An 18,857-nucleotide genomic window follows, 5' to 3' on the forward strand; every position below is an offset into this window, starting at 1 on the left:
AGGAGGAAAGACCATTGACCATCATTTTATACTGCCTTTGTGCAGTCGCGCTCGTTGTGACGGGTGCGGTTGTCTCAGGCGGGCTGCGGCTGCCGCGCAGGCGCGAGTCCACGGCGGAAGCTGCCGCCGCTGACGACGATCAGCTGACGCGCGACATCCGCGCCATGCTCACCTACGGCGGAGAGGAGGAGACCGATGAAATTTGACCCGTCACCCGCCGCGCTCTGGCGCAAGTACGAGCGCGGACAGGACTACAAGCGCTCGATTGGTTTGTATGATCGCGTGCGCAAGAACGAAGCCTTCTACCTCGGCCGCCAGTGGGAGGGATTACGCGTGCAGTCCCTCGATCCGCTGATTTTCAATGTGCTGCGCCGCTGCGTCAACCTGTTCGTATCCATGCTGGTGTCGGACGACGTTGCAGTGCACGCCAAACCCTTCGACACGGACGCGGAAAGCCAAAAGACCGCCCGCGTGCTCGACCGCGCCTTTGCTTCGGCAATCGAGCGGTCGGGCGTGAAAACCCTCGGCCGCAGCCTGCTGAAAAACGCCTGCGTGGACGGCGACAGCTGCTTTTACATCCACTTTGACCCGAGTCTGGAGACCGGACAGGCGGTCAAGGGCGATTTGGCGGTCGAACTGATCGACTCCACCAACATTTATTTTGGCAACACCGCGTCCGACGAGGTGCAGAAGCAGCCTTACATCATCATTGCGATGCGCCGTGACGTGGACGAGGTGCGGCGCGAGGCCCGCGCAAACGGTCTGCCGCGCGACGAGGTGAACGCCATCGTGCCCGACGCAGAAGCCGAGCGCATGACCGTTTACGAGGAGGACGACCGCCGCGTGACCGTGCTGCTGCACATGCGCAAGGTTGAAGGCGGCGTGGCCTTCTGCAAAACCACCCGCACTGCGGCCGTCATGCGCGAAAAAACGCTGCCCTACCGCCTGTACCCGGTCACCTATCTGTCCTGGAACCGCGTGCGCAACTCGTGCCACGGCGAAAGCCCCATTACCGAAGCCATCCCCAACCAGATCGCGATTAACAAGCTGTATTCGATGTACGTGCAGTGCATCAAGCAGGTCGCGTTCCCCAAAATCGTATACGACATGACACGCTTCCCCGGCGGTTGGTCGAACGACGTGGGCAAGGCCGTCGGCATGCGCGGCAATCCGAACGAGGCCATCGCGACCGCGTTCCGTGCGCCGGAAATCTCGACGCAGGTACTCGGTCTGCTGAACCAGATGATGAAGGACACGATGGAGCTGATGGGTGCGTCCGAAGCCGCGCTCGGCACGGTTAAGGCGGAAAACACCTCGGCGATTGTGGCGGTGCAGAATGCGACTGCCGCGCCGATGGAGCTGACCCGCATGGAGTTTTACCGCTTCACCGAGGACTGGGCGCGCATCTTCCTCGACTTGATGGGCGCACATTACGGCGTGCGCCGTCTCGCCGTGCCGAACGAAGCGGGTGAGGAACCCGAGATGCAGGCCTTTGACTTCGGCACGCTCGCCGGACTTGATCTGCGCTTACAGGTCGACGTGGGTGCGGCAAGCTACTGGTCTGAAACCATGCAGACGGTCACGAACGATCATCTGCTCGAAAGCGGCGTAATCTCCGACCCGCTCATCTATCTGGAAAACGTGCCTGACTATCAGGTGCGCGGCAAACACGACCTGCTGCACGCCCTGCGCGTACAGCGCGACACACAAAAGGAGGAACCCGTCCATGAACCAACCTAACGAAGCACTGCTCTTCGCCGACCCGAACGCGCAGCAGCCGCCCGAGCAGCCCGCCGAACCGACGTATCCGGTCACTGTAGACGGCGAAACGCGCGAGCTGACTCTCAATGAGCTGACCGAAGCCGCCGCGCAGGGACTTTCCAAGCAGAACGCCGTCATCCGCCGCAACCGCGCGGCAAACGGTATGCCAAACGGTCAAATTTACGCATCCTTTGTCGAGGAATATCCTGACGTGCGCCCCGAGGACATCCCCGCACAGGTCTGGGAATGGGCACAGCAGGAGGGCTCGCTCGTCTCGGCGTTCCGCAAATGGGAGCTGCTCGAGCTGCGCGACGAGCTTGCCGCCCTTGAGCAGAACACGAAAAACCGCAAGCAGGCCGTCGGGCCGGCAAGCGGCGATGGCGAGCCTGCAGGCATCGACCCCGTCACCCTGGCCCTGCTCGGGAAGTAATTACAATTTATAATATTTAGGAGGAATTATACATATGGCTATCAATCTTGCAAGCAAATACTCTGACCAGATTGCCGAGGTATTCACCCGCTCGTCCTTTATCAAGGGCAAAACCGCGACGACCTTCGACCTGACGGGCGTCAAGACGCTCAAGGTGTACACACCCATCACCGTCGAGGAGGTCGATTACGACCGCGACGGCGGCCTTGCCCGCTACGGTGATGTGAGCGAAATGCAGGACGTGGTGCAGGAGCTGACCATGACGCAGGACAAGGCGTTCACGCTGACCATTGACAAGGGCAACAACCTCGACCAGAACCTCGTCAAGAACGCAGCCGACATGCTGCGCTTACAGCTCAACGAAAAATCCACCCCGACCGCCGATAAATACGCCTTTTCACGCTTTGTCACGATGGCAGGCACGCTGTGCGCCAGCGAAAAGCCGACCAAGGCCAACATCATCTCCAAAATCGCGGACGCATCACAGGCACTGGACGACGCGCTTGTGCCCGATGACAACCGCTATCTCTATCTGACGAGTGAAATGTACAAGCTGGTCTGCACCTCGGACGAGTTTTCCGGCGTGGACGTGCTCGCCCGCCAGTCCATCGCCAAGGGCGTGTGCGGCGAGGTGTTCGGCATGAACGTCGTGCGCGTGCCCAAGAGCTATCTGCCCTCCAACGTGTATTTTCTGGTGGCGCACAAGGATGCGGTGCTCATGCCGTACAAAATCGCGGACGCCAAGGTGCACGAGGATCCGGTCGGTGTGTCCGGTGCGCTGATCGAAGGCCGTCACTACTATGACGCCTACGTGCTCGGCGCGAAGTGCGGCGGCGTATACGCGCTGGTCGCCACTGGCGCCGTCTCGACCGCCCCGACCATCTCGAACAGCCAGATTACGGGCAGCGGCACCATCCGCTACACGCTCGACGGCACCGACCCGCGCTACTCGGATTCCGCCAAGGAATACGTTTCCGGCACGCTCACGCCCGAAACCGGTAAGTCCATCCGCGCCTACGCGGTGCAGACGGGCAAATACCCCTCTGTCGTCGCCTGATTCACGCTGCCGCGCGGCCGCGTTGCCGGCCGCGCACCTTTTAAAGGAGGTATTCCATGACCGGAACCGAATGCTACGCCGCCGCCCTCGCCCTGCTGAGCGAAACCCGCGACAGCGGCGCTTATTATGAAACCTTTGCCGTGCCTGCCCTAAACCAGCTGCTGGCCAACTGCCTGCGCGAAATCAACGCGCTGCGCGAGATGGACGGACAGCCGCCCTTTGCCGTCCCGCCGCGCATGACCGGACTCACCGAGCACATCCCGGCGGACGATGCACTCGTTGCCGAGTGTTTTCCCTACGGTCTGGCCGCGCTGCTCGTCGCAGAGGATGACAAGGACAAATTCAACTGGGCGGGCAGTGAATTTTCCTCTCGCCTGCTCGCGCACTGTCCGGCGTGCATGACGGCGGTGCAGGAGATGATTTAATGAAGCCCTACCAGTTTCCGCAGACCGAAGCCGTGCAGCAGACCGTCGTGCGCAGCTTCGGCGGCGCGGATTTCCGCACCCATCCGACCAAGGTGTCGCTGTCCCGCTCGCCCGATCTCAAGAACCTCATTTGCGAGCAGAACGAGTTTCTGGTCAAGCGCACCGGCTATCAGACGCAGGCGACCTTTAGCGGACCGATTTTCGGCCTGTTCGCCCTGCCCGACGGCACCGGCACGGTCGTCCACGCGGGTGAAGCGCTGCAATGCCGCCTGTGGGACGGCACAACGACCGAGCTCTGCATCGGTATGCAGCAGGATTTTTCGCAGTCCTTCACCATGAAGGGCGCACTCTACCTGCTCGACGGGCTGACCTACCGCGTGGTGCGCCGCAACGAAGACGACACCGCGTGGGAAGCCGTTCCCGTCAACGAAACCGCGTTCGTGCCGACCACGACCATCTCCGCTGCCCCAACCGGCGGCGGCACCAGCTACGAAGCCGTTAACCTGCTCACGCCCAAGCGCATCAACACCTTTATCGGCAACGGCTCGGCCACGCAGTTTCAGGTGGACGCCAAGGAGCTTGACGACCAGCCAGTGACCGCGACCGTGAACGGCACGGCCGCGACTGTCTCCTCGGTCAACCGCGCGACCGGCATGGTCACGCTGTCCGCCGCGCCCGCAAACGGCAACGGCCTTGCCAATGTTGCCATCACCTTTTCCAAAACCGTCGAGGGACATCTCGCGCGCATCAACAAATGCCGCTTTGCCGGTTTGTACGGCGGCAAAAACGACACGCGCGTCTTTCTCTCGGGCAATCCGGACGAGCCTGCCTGCGACTGGCAGAGCGGGCTGTACGATCCCACCTATTTCCCCGACACCGGCTACACCCAAATGGGCACGGATGCGTCTGCGATTATGGGTTACCTCAAGCAGTACGAAAGCCAGATGATTGTCAAAGCAGGCGGTGCACAGGAGGCGACTAGCTTTCTGCGCACCTATCTGATGGCTGACGACGGCACGGCGCTCTATCCGCTCGGACAGGGCGCACAGGGCGAGGGCGCGATAGCCCGCCGCAGCTTCGCGACACTGAATGATTTGCCGCTCTTTCTCTCGGCGCGGGGCGTGATGGGCGCATACGGCACGGCTGTTGCCGAACAGCGCACGCTGCGCAACGTCTCCGAGGCCGTCAGTCCCCGCCTGTCTGCCGAGCCCGATCTCCAAAACGCCTGCGCCGTCGTGCACGAGGGCAAATACTATCTCGCGGTGGGCGGTCATGTCTACATCGCGGACGGCAGTCTGAGCGAAGCCGACGGTGCACCCGCGTGGTTTTACTGGGACAATGTGCCCGCACAGTGCCTTGCCGTGCTCGACGGCCGACTGTGGTTCGGCACGCAGGACGGACGGCTGTGCCGTTTTTGCCTTGCGGACGACCAGCACGCTTACCTCGACGACGGAAAGGCAATCGACGCTTACTGGCGTACGCCCACCCTGCCGCTCGGGCAGTGGGCGCGGTTCAAGTCCATCCGCGATGTCATTCCGACGCTCATGCCCTATTCCCGCTCGGGCGCTACCGTGCGGTACGAGAACGAAAACGGCGTGCTGCTCGCACTTTCGCGGAACATGGATTTGTTTTCCTTCGAAACGCTAGATTTTTCGCGCCTTTCCTTCCGCTGCATGCCGGGCGCAATCAGCTACCGCACCCGCTGGCGGCAGCACAGGGTGCCGCAGTTTGCCGTGCGCATCGGCAACGACCGTCCGGACGAGCCGTTTGGCCTGCTCGCGCTGACCATCCTCTGGACAACGGGAAAAATCATTCACTAGCAGCAGGCGATATGCCTGTTTTCTTGTAGACTTATGGCATATTGTGCTCTGTTTATACAAAGCCACCAAAAATGAAAGGAGGATTTCTATGGCAACTTATCAAAAAGATTTTGACTACTCAGAAGCCATCGCAAACGAATCCGACGAAGGAAAACGACAGCAGTTGCTCGTCGAGCGTCAAAATAAGATTGACGCGGAAGGCCTCGCAGGCAAGGTTGCGGGCAACGACGCCGTCTCCACCTGGACGAGCGGCTACCGCCCCTATTCCGCATCGAGCACCAAATCCGGCGGGCTGACGGTCAGCGCCCTGTACGATGCGGCGGAGCAGTCTCGCCTCTCCCAATTTGAGGCTGCGCGCCGCCGCATTGCACGGCAGCTGAAAAGCAACCTGTCCTCGATTGACAACGACTACACCGCCGGCATGACGCAAACCGACATCAACGCCCGCAAATCCGTCATTGGAAACGAGGAGAAGATGGCCGCGCTGGGACTCAATATGGGCAGCCGCTATTCCGATGCAACCTCGGGTGCGGCCGAAACCAGCCGCATCGCAGTCGATAACCAGTACCGCAGCGACCTGAACACCCTTGGCACAGCTCGTCTTTCCGCACGCGCCGCCGCGCAGCAAAGCGCGGACGACCAACTGGATTCCCTGTCCGGCAGCTACTATGCCGCATCGTCTGACGCGGCGCTTCAGCAGGCGCAGGCCGCGCTGCAGCAGTATAACGCCGACCGCGATTACAGCCTGTCGGTCGCCGGTCTGTCCGGCTTTTTAAACGGCACGCCCACGCTTGCCTATCGGCAGTATCAGACCGATCAAACCACCGCGCAAACGCAGGCGGCCTACGAGCAGGCTGTCAACCGCTGGAAGACCTACGGCTACGTCGTTCAGGGCGACGCGGACATCCTCGGCGTACCATCCGGCACGCCGACCGCTGACGTGCGCTACAAAAACGCCACGCTCTCCCTCCAGCGCTGGAAGGCAGGCTACGGCTATTAATCAAGCGAAGGGGGACGGGCATACCGTCCCCTTTCGCTTGCATGATACAAAAATGAGTAAATTACCCATCCGCAGCCGCATCGTCCGCATTCGTGCAGAATCCACCTGACATGTTGGCAAAATTCTGGTGCGCTTTTTGGCTATTTTGCAAGTTTTTATTTCACATCTTGCAAAATAGAGAAAAACCAGTTGACGCGAAGGCTCATTTTGTTGTATGCTATAAATGAACTAAAATTGGCCTTGTGAGGAATACTACCTCATGGATCTGCCATGTTCCGCATCGGCCGCATCCGCGCATTTCAGGCGCGAAGCTCCCGTACGATGCCAAAGGAGGAAATCTGATGAACCCGCTTCTGACAAAATTCACTTTTTCTGACGAGTTGATCGACGTCATCGAAAACTGCAAGGGCGTTTCGGTGCCGACGACCAAGGCCGAGCTCTATGATATGTGCTTCGGCCCCGACCACGAGGCTCGCTACAACGTTGTGTTCGACGTTGCCGGCAAGGGCCCTGTGAAGGAAGCCGACGTTACCCGCTGCAAGAACGGCGCTGCCGTCAACTATGTAGAGGACTACATGCGCCGCCGCGACCCCGACTGCATGCGCATCGCCGACGACGGCCCGACCGACAAGCCCCGTTTTGCCGACAAGTACGGCTATCCCTTCGAAAAGCTGCGCAAGGAAACCATGGACTGGTTCAAGACGCAGGAGTTGATCCTGATGCCCTTTAACTCGGGCGGTAACGTCTACGGCTACGGCTCCTTGCTGGTCTGCCCGAAGAACGCTGCGTTCTTTGCCTTTGCACTGGCGCACCTGCAGGGCTTTGTCTCTGCCGAGGAGACCGAAGGCTACGCACCCCGCGCAATCGTCTACGTTGCACCTCCCTTCCGCCACACCCACTTTGACGGCCGTCAGGTCTGCGTACACAACCGCTCGGCTGAGTGCCACGAGGTATTTTCCTATAACCTTTATCCCGGCCCGTCCGCGAAGAAGGGCGTTTACTCCGTGCTGCTCGACATCGGCGAGCACGAAGGCTGGGTCACTGCGCACGCTTCCTGCGGCCGCATTGTCACCCCGTATGAGAACGAAATCGTCATCATGCACGAGGGCGCATCCGGCGGCGGCAAGAGCGAAATGCTGCAGGACATCTCCCGCCTGGAGGACGGCACCGTTCTGCTGTCCCACAACACGGTCACCGCTGAGGATACCATCATCAATATCGGTCAGACCTGCTCCATCGAGCCTGTTTGTGACGATATGGCGACCTGCTATTCTACGCTCCAGAACAACTCGGGCAAGCTTGTGCTTGTTGACGGCGAGGACGGCTGGTTCCTCCGTATGGACGGCGTGACGCACTACGGCTGCGACCCGGTTTACGAGCGCATCTGCACCGAGCCCGACGAGCCGCTCTGCTTCTTCAACATGGAAGCACACCGCAACGCGACCTGCCTGATTTGGGAGCACACGCTTGACTCCAACGGTCAGCCCTGCCCCAACCCGCGCGCCATTGTACCGCGCGACAAGGTGCCGCACATCGTGCACCAGCCGGTCGAGGTTGACGTACGCTCCTTCGGCGTTCGTATGCCCCCCTCCACTGCGGAGAACCCGAACTACGGCATTATGGGCATGCTGCACATCATCCCGCCTGCACTGGCGTGGCTGTGGCGTCTGGTTGCTCCCCGCGGCTTTAAGAACCCGTCCATCGTGGGCGGCGGCGAGCTCAAGAGCGAGGGCGTTGGCTCCTACTGGCCGTTTGCGACCGGTCTGCGCGTCAAGCAGGCAAACCTGCTGCTTGAGCAGATTACGAACTGCCCGAACACCCGCTATGTGCTCATCCCGAACCAGCACATCGGTGTTTACAAGGTCGGCTTTGCCGCAGAGTGGATTTCCCGTGAATTCCTCGCACGCCACAACGGCCGCATCAAGCCTGAGCATCTCGAGCCGGCACGCTGCTCGCTGCTCGGCTACGCGCTCAAGGACATGAAGATCGACGGACAGAAGATCCGCTCCAAGTTCCTGCGCTGCGATACACAGGACCGTATGGGCGAGGCAGGCTATGACGCCGGTGCCAAGATTCTGACCGATTTCTTCAAGAAGGAACTGCAGAAGTTCGATACGCCTGAGCTCAGCCCGCTCGGCAAGCAGATTATTGACGTCTGCATGAACGACGGCACGATGGAGGATTACCTCCGTCTGACCCCGATTAATCTGTAAAAAGAAAAAGGCGGTTCTTCGGAACCGCCTTTTTTCACTTTCAACACTCTAATGCTAAAAAAACAGCGGCAATCACGTAACCTGTGATTGCCGCTGTTTTGCATTATCCTTGCTTGTTGCTGTCCAGCCGCCCGAGCAGCGCCACCGTCAGCGCAATGATGATCAGCACGGTGAAAATGCCCGCCATGCCGCGTCCCAGCAGCTCAATCGCTGCCGCTAAATTTGCTTCCATACCGCAACGCTCCTTTCGTCAGCCCATGAAATACTGTAAAATCACGCCGCCCGCGACAACAGAGGCAATCTGTCCCGCAACATTTGCGCCGACTGCATGCATTAGCAGGTGGTTTTGGTTATCGGCCTCCATGCCGAGCTTTTCAACCACACGCGCCGACATCGGGAAGGCCGAGATGCCTGCCGCGCCAATCATCGGGTTTACCTTATTCTTGCAGAACAGGTTGAGCAGCTTGGCGAACAGCACGCCGCCGACCGAGTCAAGCACGAAGGCGACCAGTCCCAAGCCGAGGATAATCAGCGTTTGCAGCGAGACAAACTGCTCCGCGCGCATAGAAAACGAAATGGTAATGCCGAGCAGCAGCGTAATCAGGTTGGCAAGCTCGTGCTGTGCTGTTTCAGACAGGCTGTTCAGCACGCCGCATTCACGAATGAGGTTGCCGAACATCAAAAAGCCAACGAGCGATACCGATGCAGGCGCGACCAGTCCGGCCACGATGGACACCAGAATCGGGAACAGGATACGCGTGCGGCGGCTGACCTTGCCGCTGGCATAGGGCATGCGCATGGCGCGTTCCTTTTTGGTGGTCACCAGCTTGATGGCAAACGGCTGAATGATGGGCACAAGCGCCATATAGCTGTACGCCGCTACCGCGATCGGCCCTACATAGCTCGATTTGAGTACCTGCGACACCAGAATCGAGGTCGGGCCGTCCGCCGCGCCGATGATGCCGACCGAGGCCGCGTCCCTGATGTCAAATCCGCAAAACACCGCGACGATGATGGTCAGAAAAATGCCGATCTGCGCCGCCGCGCCGAACAGGAACAGCTTTGGGTTGGCCAAAAGCGGTCCGAAGTCAATCATCGCACCGATGCCGATGAACAGCAGCAGCGGAAACGCCTCGGAAATCTCGATGCCGTTTTCAAACAGCCATTGAATGATGCCGTGTGTCTCACCCACGCCCTGCGTAATCTGGTTGATGACGCCGGACGCGGGCAGGTTGACCAGAATCGCGCCGAAGCCCATCGGCAGCAGCAGCGCGGGTTCGTACTGCTTCTGCACCGCAAGATAAATCAGCAGACCACCCACGCAGTACATGACGAGCTGCTGCCAGGTAATCGACAGCAGTCCCTCCCATAAAAATTCCATAAATGCACCTCTTTTATCAGTTTACCCTTTTTGTATGAAAAAAGACCTGTGTTTCCCCGCAAGGAAACACAGGTCTGGTCATTTCAGGCAACAGCCAGAGCGGAATCAAACGCTCCGCACATGCTTGTTGGCGATGCCGCGCGGCAAAGCCGCGCCGACTACTCCCCTTTGTTTGGCTGTATCGTAACACATTGCGGGGCACGCTGTCAAGGAATATTTTGGTCTGTTATACTTGCACTTGCTTTCCAGTCCATTTCGTTTAAACTATATCTTTTTATACTAATTGTATAACTCTATTCTCGTATGAAAAATGTTCCGCTTGTTTTGGTATCCTGACGCGCAGGAAGGGTATTCTAATGTTGTTTGCGGCTCTTGAAACGGCTTCGCGCGATGCAAACGCGCCCGCTTTGTTGCAAATTGTTTACACCTTCCCTCGTTGACAGTCCCCACCATTTGCGCTATGCTAACAGTACCCACCCAGGATGTAAGGAGACCTTCCATGCGAAAATCCACTGCGTTCGTGTTCGCGCTGTGCGGCACAGCTCTGCTGGTGCTGCTGTTTATCGCCGGACGCCTGATTTATATTAACATGCATGAGCAAACGCTTGCGCAAATCGCCGGAAGCGGCGTGCAAAGCGAGCTTAAGCTTGCCGAAAATGATGTTCCCATCGCCGACCTGACCGAGCGCGCGCAGATTGACGCGGTGCTTACGGCGCTCGGCGGCTATACCTACACCGAATATCCCAAGCTGCTGCATCCGTCCGACCGTTCGCTCGGCGGCAGCACGCTGACGGTGACCTTTGGCAATGAAAGCTCCATCGGCGTGAGTGCAGATGGCTTCGTCTTTGTAGACGGCAAGCTGCGCGACGTGGAAGGCAGCCGCGGCAAGGAGCTGTATCACAAACTTTACGTGCTGTTCTACCCGAACGCGGAATGAAAGGCAGAATACAATGAAACAACTGAAAAAACCACTGTCCCTGCTGCTCGCACTGTTGATGACGGTGCTGCCGCTCGGCGCGTGCAGTCCGCAGAATGCGGCTGACCCCGGCAGTCCGAACAACGCAACCGTTGCCACGCCGCAGGACGCGGGACAGAGTGCAGACACCCAAACGCCCGCGCTCGGCCCTGCCGTCACGGCGATACAGACGCTCGCCTTGGGCGACACCCCGCTTGACGAGGAAGGCTGGTACACCGGTAAGGAGGAGGTTGCCCTCTATCTGATGCAGTACGGCAGTCTGCCCGGCAATTACATGACCAAGTCGGACGCACAGGCGCTCGGCTGGGAGGGCGGTTCGCTGGACGCCTTCGCGCCGGGCAAGGCGATTGGCGGCGACCGGTTCGGCAACTATGAAGGCTCGCTGCCCGAGGAGGACGGCCGCACCTATACTGAATGCGATATTGACACACAAGGCACGGAGGATCGGGGCGCAAAACGCATCGTTTTCTCCAACGACGGACTGATTTTCTATACCGACGACCACTACGAGACGTTCACACTGATTCAGGGGGAGGAATGAATCATGCGGGATCTGCTGCTCGATGCGGAAACGCTGTACACACGCGATCAGCTGCACGACGCGTTTGCGGGCGCGTTTGGCTTTCCGGCAGGCTACGGACGCAATCTGGATGCGCTGTATGATCTGCTCACCGCACTGCCGCGCACGCGGCTGACCCTGCGGCATGCCGAGATGCTTGTCATCAACCTCGGCAACTACGGCGACTTAACCCTGCGCGTGCTTGCCGGCGCGGCAGCAGAAAACCCCGGCTTTATTCTGATTACAGAGTGATTTTCCACACAAAAAGGGAGCAAACAATGTTTGCTCCCTTTTTTATTTGACTCTCTTGCCGTTAAACTCCTGCGCCGCAGCAGGGCAGCCTTTGGAAATGATGCACGCCGCCGCGTCCACCGCGTCCGCACAGGCTTTGTCGATGGCCTGCTGCTCGTCCGCCGTAAAGCGGGACAGCACCCAGTCGGCCAAATCATACTCCGGATGCGGCTTTTGTCCCACGCCGATTTTCACACGCGGGAACTCGTCCGTGCCGAGGTGCTGAATGATGTTTTTCAGGCCGTTCTGTCCGCCTGCCGAACCCTTTGCACGCACGCGCAGCGCACCCACATCGAGCGAAATATCGTCGCTGAGCACGATGACGCGTTCGGGTGGGATGTTGTAAAACGCCGCCGCATCCCGCACCGCCTCACCCGACAGGTTCATGAAGGTCTGCGGCTTCATAAACAGCACGCGCGCCCCGCCGAGCATGCCCTCACCGATGAGTGCCTTGTATTTGATTTTATCAATCTTCTGACCGGTGCGGCTACAATAGCCCTCCAGTGCACGAAAGCCCGCGTTGTGGCGCGTGCCCTCGTACTTCGCGCCGGGATTGCCCAGTCCGACCACCAGCCATTCGATCGGCTGCGCGGCCTTGGCCGTCTTTTCCCGGTCCAGTTTTGCAAAAATATCGAATACCGACATACCATTCACTCCAAAAAGCCTCCCCCAAAGGGGAGGCCATTTTCATATCTAAGTGGGACAGCATCCCCCTTGGAAGATTTTATTCTACTGACAGGATATAATAATACACCGGCTGACCACCGTCAACAACCGTAATCTCCATATCCTTATTCTCGCGGCGCAGCAGCGCTTCAACCTCGGCAGCCTGCTCCTCGGTCACACCTTCGCCGTAAATAACGGTGGCAAACGCGCTGTCCTCACGCACAAGATCACGCACCAGACGCTTGAGCACCGCGTTTTCGCGGCCGTTGGCACACAGCTTGCCCTCGCACAGGCTCAGGAATTCGCCTTCCTTGATTTTCTTGCCGTCAAATTCGGAATCGCGCGCGGCATAGGTCACCTGACCGCTGCGCACGTTGCCCGCGGCTTCCTTCATTGCAGCAGTGATTTCATTTTCCTCGCCGTCGGTATCAACCACGAGCAGCGCGGAAATGCCCTGCGGAATGGTCTTGGTCGGCACGACTACAATCTTCTTGGTCTCGGACAGGTAAACGGCCTGCTCCGCGGCCATGATGATGTTCTTATTATTGGGCAGCACGAACACAATTTCGGCCGGAACCGCATCCACCGCACGGAGAATGTCGTCCGTCGAGGGGTTCATGGTCTGACCGCCCTGCACGACCACGTCGCAGCCGAGGTCGGTAAAGACGTTTTTCAGGCCTGCGCCCGCAGCAACGGCAACAAAACCGTACTTCTTCTCGGGCGGCACGATGACACGCTCCTTGGGTGCGTCTGCCGTGCCCTCCACCACCTTGGCGGTGTGCTGCTCGCGCATGTTCTCAATCTTGACGGTCAGCAGCGGGCCAAACTTCAGCCCTTCACCGATTGCCTTGTTGGGCTCGTCGGTATGGACGTGCACCTTAACGATGTCGTCATCCTCAACCACGACCAGACTGTCGCCGATTTCGCTCAAAATCTGGCGCATACGGCCAACATTGCGCGCCTTGTCGCGGCGCTCGGCGATGAACTCGGTGCAGTAGGTGAAGGTGATGTCCTCATCCGAAATTGCTGAAAAATCAGCCGCTGTTTTTGTCGTTTCCACTGCCGCAGTTCGCTCCTTCTGGATGCCGCGGAATGCATCAAACATGCCTTCCAGAATGGCGAGGAAGCCAAAGCCGCCCGCATCGACCACACCCGCCTTTTCCAGCACGGGGTTCTGGTGCACGGTTTCCTCCAGCGCTGTCTTGCCGCGCTCAAGTACGGCCTCAAACACCGCTTCGACCGAAAGCCCCGGCTCTGCCTGGCACTTTTCGACCGCGTACTGTGCGGAAACGCGCGAAACGGTCAGGATTGTGCCCTCAGCCGGCTTCATAACGGCCTTGTAGGCAGTGTCGACGCCCTCGCGCAGAGCAAGCGCGAAATCACGGCCGCCGGCCTCAGCCAGCTCGTGCAGGCGCTTGGCCAGACCGCGGAACAGCAGTGACAGGATAACGCCCGAGTTGCCGCGCGCACCGCGCAGCAGCGCGGACGCCGCCCCGTCAACCGCCTTGGCGAGCGTCGGCTCGGAGAGCTTCTGCATCTCAGCCATGGCGGAGGCCATGGTCAGCGACATATTGGTGCCGGTGTCGCCGTCGGGCACCGGAAATACGTTCAGTTCATTGGCCTGCTGCTTCTTTTCGGCAATGGCCAACGCGCCCTCAGTCACCATCGACTGAAACAGCGCACCCGTGATTTTCTTGTCTGACATTCCTAAAAACTCTCCCTTTAATCGGCTTTGATGCTCTCAACGTAGATGTCGACGTTTTTCACGTCCACGCCGGTCAGGCGTTCTACATTGTAACGCACCTCGCCGATGATCGAGCGGCAGACCGCCGCGATATTGACGCCATGCTCAACCGCGATGTGCAGGTCGATGTTGACGCCGCCATCCGCCGCTTCCAGCACGCGCACGCCGCGCGACTGGTTCTCCCGGCGCAGCAGATGCGCCAGACCGTCCGTCACCGAGCGCATGGTCATGCCCTTGACGCCGAAACAGCTGGAGGCTGCATAGCCTGCGATGCCGGCCAGCACTTCATTTGTGATTTCGATATATCCCAGATCGGTTTTGATTGTCATAAAAGAACCCTCCTGACGATCAGTGGAATGCGTTTGCATTTTGGTTACTCTTTATTTTATAACAAATGATGCACAAATACAAGTAAAATAGTCATGCGGCACTTTTCTGCAATTTTTTTGCTTACAATACAGAAACAAATGTTTGCTTTTTGGTTTCATTCACGATATAATGGTTAAAACACGAACTAATGTTCCTTTCTGTCTGACAAGGAGTACCTGATATGATGAAGAAAATCTCCGCCAAACAGCAGCGGATTCTCGATTTCATCAGCGAATTTTCGCTGGAACACGGCTATCCGCCCTCGGTGCGTGAAATCTGCGCCGAAATGGATTTGCGCTCCCCCTCAACCGTGCACGCGCACCTGAAAAAACTGCAGGAGGCCGGCTATCTGGAGGGTAGCGACCACAAATCCCGTGCCCTGTCTCCCACCGGCGGGCCATCCATGGTGCCGCGCGTGCCCATCCTCGGCCGAGTCACTGCCGGCATGCCCATCCTCGCCGTTGAGGAGCACATCGGCTACGTCCCGTTTGAGGGCGCGGTCGGCGGCGGCGAATACTACGCCCTGCGCATCCGCGGCGAGTCCATGATCGGCGTGGGCATAATGGACGGCGATCTCGTTATCGTGCGGCAGGATTTGTCCGCTCGAAACGGGGATATCGTCATCGCCCTGCTTGAAGATGAAGCCACCTGCAAAACCCTGTCCGTCACGTCGGACGGCGTGTGGCTGCTGCCCGAAAACCCCGCCTATCCCCCGATTGACGGCACCGGCTGCCAGATTCTTGGCGTGGTCAAGGCGGTTTACCGAGAATATTAATGCGGCGCGCCCGGAGCTCCCCGATTCCGGGAGAAAACCGGGCGCGTCTGTCCGTCTGGAGGAGACTTTTCATGCCCGCACTCGATGACAGCGTACAGTTTGCCAAGGGAATTGGTCCGAAAAAGGCAAAGCTGCTCGAAAAACTGCATATCCGCACGCTGCGCGACGCGTTGGAAACCTATCCACGCGACTATGAGGATCGCACGAAAATCACTCTCATCGCCGACATCGACGAGGAGGACAAATACTGCGTGCGCGGCATCGTCGGCACTGCTCCCACGCTGCGCCGCATCCGCAAGGGTCTGGATTTGACCAAAACCACCGTGTTTGATGAGACTGGCACGCTGAATATCACCTATTTCAACAACAAATACGCGGCTGCCACCCTGCGCGAGGGACAGGAATACCTGTTTTACGGTTCCGTGCAAGGCTATGGCCGCGGGCGGACGATGGTATCGCCCCAGTCCGAGCCCGTGCCCAAAACGGGTGAGCCGATTGGACGCATTGTGCCCGTTTACCCGCTGACCGCGGGCGTGAGCCAGCGCAATATGGAGCAAGTGACCGAATCCGCGCTTGCCGCCGTCGCAGGAGACTGGCCCGACCCGCTGCCCGAGCTGCTGCGCGTGAAATACAACCTTGTCGACGCGTCGGACGCACTCATTTCCATCCACCGCCCACAGACCATGCGCGACGTGGCCGAGGCGCGGCGGCGCATGATATTTGAGGAGCTGTTCCTGCTGTGCTGCGGCCTGCAGCAGCTCAAGGAACGGCGGCGCGCGGATGAAGGCCTGCTGTTTGCAAACACCGATTTGTCCGCCTTTTTTGCCGCGCTGCCGTTCTCGCCGACCGGCGCACAGCGCCGCGCCATCACAGAGCAGGCAGCTGATGTGGTCAGCGGCAGGCCGATGAACCGTCTGGTGCAGGGCGACGTCGGCTCGGGCAAGACGATTGTCGCGGCGGCGCTGTGCGTGCTCGCGGCGCAGAACGGCTATCAGGCCGCCTTCATGGCGCCGACCGAGATTTTGGCCGCGCAGCATGCAAAAAGCCTGACCCCCATCCTTGAAAAGCTCGGCATTACGCTCACACTGCTGACCGGTTCGATGACCGCCGCGCAAAAGCGCAAGACCCTTGCCCGCATTGAAAGCGGCGCGGCGCAGGTCGTTGTCGGCACGCACGCGCTCATTCAGCAGAGCGTGCAGTTTGCAAACCTCGGCGCGGTTGTCGCGGACGAGCAGCACCGCTTCGGCGTGACCCAGCGCGCCGCGCTCGCGGCCAAAGGACACGCGCCGCACATCCTCGTCATGTCGGCCACGCCCATTCCGCGCACCCTCGCGCTGATTATGTACGGCGACCTCGATGTATCCATTCTCGACGAGGTGCCGCCCGGCCGCACGCCGGTGGAGACCTACGCGGTCGGCCAGAACATGCGGCAGCGCATCACCCGCTTCATCGACAAGCAGATTGCGCTCGGCGGTCAGGCCTATGTCGTCTGCCCGCTGGTGGAGGAGGGCGAAACGAACCTCAAAAGCGCAGAGCAGCACGCCATTGATTTGCAGAAGGCGCTTCCGCACCGACGCGTCGCCGTGCTGCACGGGCGCATGAAAAACGCGGAAAAAGATCGTATTATGCGTGAATTTTCCGAGAAGCAGTACGATATTCTGGTTTCGACCACGGTGATTGAGGTCGGCGTGGATGTGCCGAACGCAAACCTCATGGTGGTTGAGGATGCCGAACGCTTCGGCCTGTCCCAGCTGCACCAGCTGCGCGGCCGCGTCGGGCGCGGCACACGGCAGTCGTTCTGTGTATTTTTCGGCGCAGACAAGGGCGAAACCGCACGCGAACGCCTGAAAACCCTGTGCAAAACGAGCGACGGCTTTGAAATCGCGCGCGCCGACCTCGCACAGCGTGGGCCGGGCGACTTTTTCGGCCGTCGGCAGCACGGTCTGCCCGCCCTGCACATTGCGGACATCGCCGCCGATTTGGCGCTGATGCAGTCGGCGCGCGAGGAGGCCGAAGAACTCCTGTCACACGACCCGACGCTCGAAACCTATCCCCTGCTGCGCGACCGCGTTCGCCGCATGTTTGAAAACAGCGGCGACGAGGCGTTTAACTGAGTTTTTTCGTACTCAAACACGCTTAGGAGGCCATTATGTGTGAATTATCCAAGCTCCCCAACATCGGCGCGGTGCTGGAGCAGCAGCTTTTGCAGGTTGGCATCGATTCGCCGGAAAAACTCGCCGAAATCGGGAGCAAGCAGGCGTGGCTTCGCATTCGGGCGATGGATTCCTCTGCCTGTTATAACCGTCTCTGTGCCTTGGAGGGCGCGATTGAGGGCATCCGGTGGCACGCCTTGAGCACTGCCATTAAGAAGGAGCTACTGGATTTTTACAAAAGCTTTTGATTACCTCGAACCATATTTAGCAGCAAAACCAGAACAAATCAGGGCGTCATCGCTTGAAACGATGACGCCCTGATTTATTTTTATGTTTCGTCCGCTGCCGCTTCCCGCTTTTCCGACAGGAACAGCCCGCCGAGCGCGAGCAGCGTGCCGACCGCCATCAGCGGAGTCAGCCGCTCGTGCAGCACGATGGCCGACGAGAGGATGGTGATGACCGGCACAATGTACACATACACGCTGGTTTTCAGCGCGCCGAGCAGATGCACCGCGCGGTTCCACGTCACAAAGCACAGCGCCGATGCGCACAGTCCCAAAAACAGCAGATTCGCCAGATGCAGCGGTGTAAACCACGCCATAAGACCGCCCGGGAAGCCGTCCCAAATGGCGGCCGGCACCAGAAACAGCAGACCGTAAAAGAATACGCGGCAGGTCGCAGGCACGGTTTGATAGCCGAACGTGCCGATTTTACGCACAATAGCCGAATAAAATCCCCATACCGCAGCGGCCAGCACGGCCAAGACTGCGCCCACGGGGCTGAAATGCATCTCGCTCACGCCCGAAAACGACACGACAGCCACGCCGGCGATTGCGAGCGCAAAGCCTGCAAAGAAATACCGGCTCATCGGCTCACCGCCGAGCAGCAGACGCACCGCGACCGCGGTAAAGAGCGGCGCGACCGACACCAGTACGCCGATCAGCGAGGCCGAAGCATAGGTCAGCGCGATGTTTTCCATCAGAAAGTACAGTGTCACGCCCGTCAGCCCCGCGGCGGCAAAATACCATTCGTGGCGCGGCTTTTGCAGCCGCAGCCATCCCCGCCCGGCGAGCAGCAGCGCCGCAAAGCCAAGCGCAAAGCGCGTGACCATAATCTCAACCGGCGAAAAGGTGCGCAGCAGCACCTTGGTCGAGACAAACGTCGTGCCCCAGACGAGCACGGAAAACAAGGCCATGATGTGGCCGGAAAGCTGCTTTTTGTCCTGCATGTTGAAACC

The 18,857-nt window shown here is 59.4% G+C and carries 20 protein-coding genes; 14 read left to right on the forward strand and 6 right to left on the reverse strand.

Annotated features, from left to right (window positions below; genetic code table 11):
• The first annotated feature begins 14 nt into the window (after window positions 1-14).
• The 8 genes from QOX26_RS05040 to QOX26_RS05075 all read left to right on the forward strand — a co-directional run bounded on the left by QOX26_RS05040 (window position 15) and on the right by QOX26_RS05075 (window position 8,706).
• Window positions 15-206 (forward strand): hypothetical protein, encoded by a 192-nt coding sequence (locus tag QOX26_RS05040; RefSeq protein WP_283673823.1) that lies wholly within the window; start codon window positions 15-17, stop codon window positions 204-206.
• Window positions 196-1,740: a portal protein gene (locus QOX26_RS05045; protein WP_283673824.1), complete on the forward strand. Its 1,545-nt coding sequence runs from the start codon at window positions 196-198 to the stop codon at window positions 1,738-1,740. Before QOX26_RS05040 ends, QOX26_RS05045 begins: the two co-directional genes overlap by 11 nt.
• Window positions 1,727-2,191: a hypothetical protein gene (locus tag QOX26_RS05050; RefSeq protein ID WP_283673825.1), complete on the forward strand. Its 465-nt coding sequence runs from the start codon at window positions 1,727-1,729 to the stop codon at window positions 2,189-2,191. The genes QOX26_RS05045 and QOX26_RS05050 overlap by 14 nt, the downstream gene beginning before the upstream one ends.
• Before the next feature lie 34 nt (window positions 2,192-2,225).
• Window positions 2,226-3,248, forward strand: a complete 1,023-nt coding sequence (locus QOX26_RS05055; protein WP_283673826.1) for a chitobiase/beta-hexosaminidase C-terminal domain-containing protein — start codon at window positions 2,226-2,228, stop codon at window positions 3,246-3,248.
• Between the two features lie 56 nt (window positions 3,249-3,304).
• Window positions 3,305-3,673: a hypothetical protein gene (locus QOX26_RS05060; protein ID WP_283673827.1), complete on the forward strand. Its 369-nt coding sequence runs from the start codon at window positions 3,305-3,307 to the stop codon at window positions 3,671-3,673.
• Window positions 3,673-5,493, forward strand: coding sequence for a hypothetical protein (locus tag QOX26_RS05065; protein WP_283673828.1), 1,821 nt, complete (start codon window positions 3,673-3,675; stop codon window positions 5,491-5,493). The genes QOX26_RS05060 and QOX26_RS05065 overlap by 1 nt, the downstream gene beginning before the upstream one ends.
• A gap of 88 nt (window positions 5,494-5,581) precedes the next feature.
• Window positions 5,582-6,493 (forward strand): hypothetical protein, encoded by a 912-nt coding sequence (locus QOX26_RS05070; RefSeq protein ID WP_283673830.1) that lies wholly within the window; start codon window positions 5,582-5,584, stop codon window positions 6,491-6,493.
• Window positions 6,494-6,834: 341 nt separating this feature from the next.
• Window positions 6,835-8,706 (forward strand): DUF4914 family protein, encoded by a 1,872-nt coding sequence (locus tag QOX26_RS05075; RefSeq protein ID WP_283673831.1) that lies wholly within the window; start codon window positions 6,835-6,837, stop codon window positions 8,704-8,706.
• Window positions 8,707-8,809: 103 nt separating this feature from the next.
• Here QOX26_RS05075 and QOX26_RS05080 read toward each other — a convergent pair whose 3' ends face one another.
• Complete coding sequence (locus tag QOX26_RS05080; protein WP_283673832.1) at window positions 8,810-8,938, reverse strand: OadG-related small transporter subunit; 129 nt, start codon at window positions 8,936-8,938, stop codon at window positions 8,810-8,812.
• A gap of 18 nt (window positions 8,939-8,956) precedes the next feature.
• Window positions 8,957-10,087 carry a sodium ion-translocating decarboxylase subunit beta gene (locus QOX26_RS05085; protein WP_283673833.1) on the reverse strand — a complete coding sequence of 377 codons (1,131 nt, stop codon included), beginning with the start codon at window positions 10,085-10,087 and terminating at the stop codon, window positions 8,957-8,959.
• Between the two features lie 499 nt (window positions 10,088-10,586).
• On the opposite strand from QOX26_RS05085, the gene QOX26_RS05090 reads away from it, so the two are divergent.
• From QOX26_RS05090 to QOX26_RS05100, 3 genes are read left to right on the forward strand one after another with little or no spacing between them, the layout of a single operon-like run.
• A complete protein-coding gene (locus QOX26_RS05090) occupies window positions 10,587-11,024 on the forward strand; it encodes a hypothetical protein (RefSeq protein ID WP_283673834.1) in 438 nt (145 codons plus the stop codon).
• A 13-nt stretch (window positions 11,025-11,037) separates the two neighbouring features.
• The gene (locus QOX26_RS05095; RefSeq protein ID WP_283673835.1) at window positions 11,038-11,604 is read left to right on the forward strand and encodes a ribonuclease domain-containing protein; all 567 of its coding nucleotides are present in this window, start codon (window positions 11,038-11,040) and stop codon (window positions 11,602-11,604) included.
• A 3-nt stretch (window positions 11,605-11,607) separates the two neighbouring features.
• Window positions 11,608-11,874 (forward strand): barstar family protein, encoded by a 267-nt coding sequence (locus QOX26_RS05100; protein WP_283673836.1) that lies wholly within the window; start codon window positions 11,608-11,610, stop codon window positions 11,872-11,874.
• Window positions 11,875-11,916: 42 nt separating this feature from the next.
• Here QOX26_RS05100 and pth read toward each other — a convergent pair whose 3' ends face one another.
• The 3 genes from pth to QOX26_RS05115 form a co-directional block, all read right to left on the reverse strand.
• Window positions 11,917-12,558 carry an aminoacyl-tRNA hydrolase gene (gene pth / locus QOX26_RS05105; protein ID WP_283673837.1) on the reverse strand — a complete coding sequence of 214 codons (642 nt, stop codon included), beginning with the start codon at window positions 12,556-12,558 and terminating at the stop codon, window positions 11,917-11,919.
• Between the two features lie 79 nt (window positions 12,559-12,637).
• Entirely contained in the window at window positions 12,638-14,284 is a 1,647-nt protein-coding gene (locus QOX26_RS05110) for a DAK2 domain-containing protein (RefSeq protein WP_283673838.1), read from the reverse strand.
• Window positions 14,285-14,301: 17 nt separating this feature from the next.
• Window positions 14,302-14,652: an Asp23/Gls24 family envelope stress response protein gene (locus tag QOX26_RS05115; protein ID WP_283673839.1), complete on the reverse strand. Its 351-nt coding sequence runs from the start codon at window positions 14,650-14,652 to the stop codon at window positions 14,302-14,304.
• Window positions 14,653-14,873: 221 nt separating this feature from the next.
• Here QOX26_RS05115 and lexA point away from each other — a divergent pair, with 221 nt between their 5' ends.
• From lexA to QOX26_RS05130, 3 genes are all read left to right on the forward strand, one after another.
• Window positions 14,874-15,467, forward strand: coding sequence for a transcriptional repressor LexA (gene lexA / locus QOX26_RS05120; RefSeq protein ID WP_331488468.1), 594 nt, complete (start codon window positions 14,874-14,876; stop codon window positions 15,465-15,467).
• A gap of 71 nt (window positions 15,468-15,538) precedes the next feature.
• Complete coding sequence (recG, locus tag QOX26_RS05125; RefSeq protein WP_283673840.1) at window positions 15,539-17,581, forward strand: ATP-dependent DNA helicase RecG; 2,043 nt, start codon at window positions 15,539-15,541, stop codon at window positions 17,579-17,581.
• Window positions 17,582-17,616: 35 nt separating this feature from the next.
• On the forward strand, window positions 17,617-17,868 hold the full coding sequence (locus QOX26_RS05130; protein ID WP_283673842.1) for a TfoX/Sxy family protein: 252 nt from the start codon (window positions 17,617-17,619) through the stop codon (window positions 17,866-17,868).
• Window positions 17,869-17,948: 80 nt separating this feature from the next.
• Here QOX26_RS05130 and QOX26_RS05135 read toward each other — a convergent pair whose 3' ends face one another.
• Window positions 17,949-18,848 (reverse strand): DMT family transporter, encoded by a 900-nt coding sequence (locus QOX26_RS05135; RefSeq protein ID WP_283673844.1) that lies wholly within the window; start codon window positions 18,846-18,848, stop codon window positions 17,949-17,951.
• Window positions 18,849-18,857 lie beyond the last annotated feature (9 nt).

It is taken from the genome of Butyricicoccus sp. Marseille-Q5471 (assembly GCF_951230135.1).
Classification (GTDB): Bacteria; Bacillota; Clostridia; order Oscillospirales; family Butyricicoccaceae; genus Agathobaculum.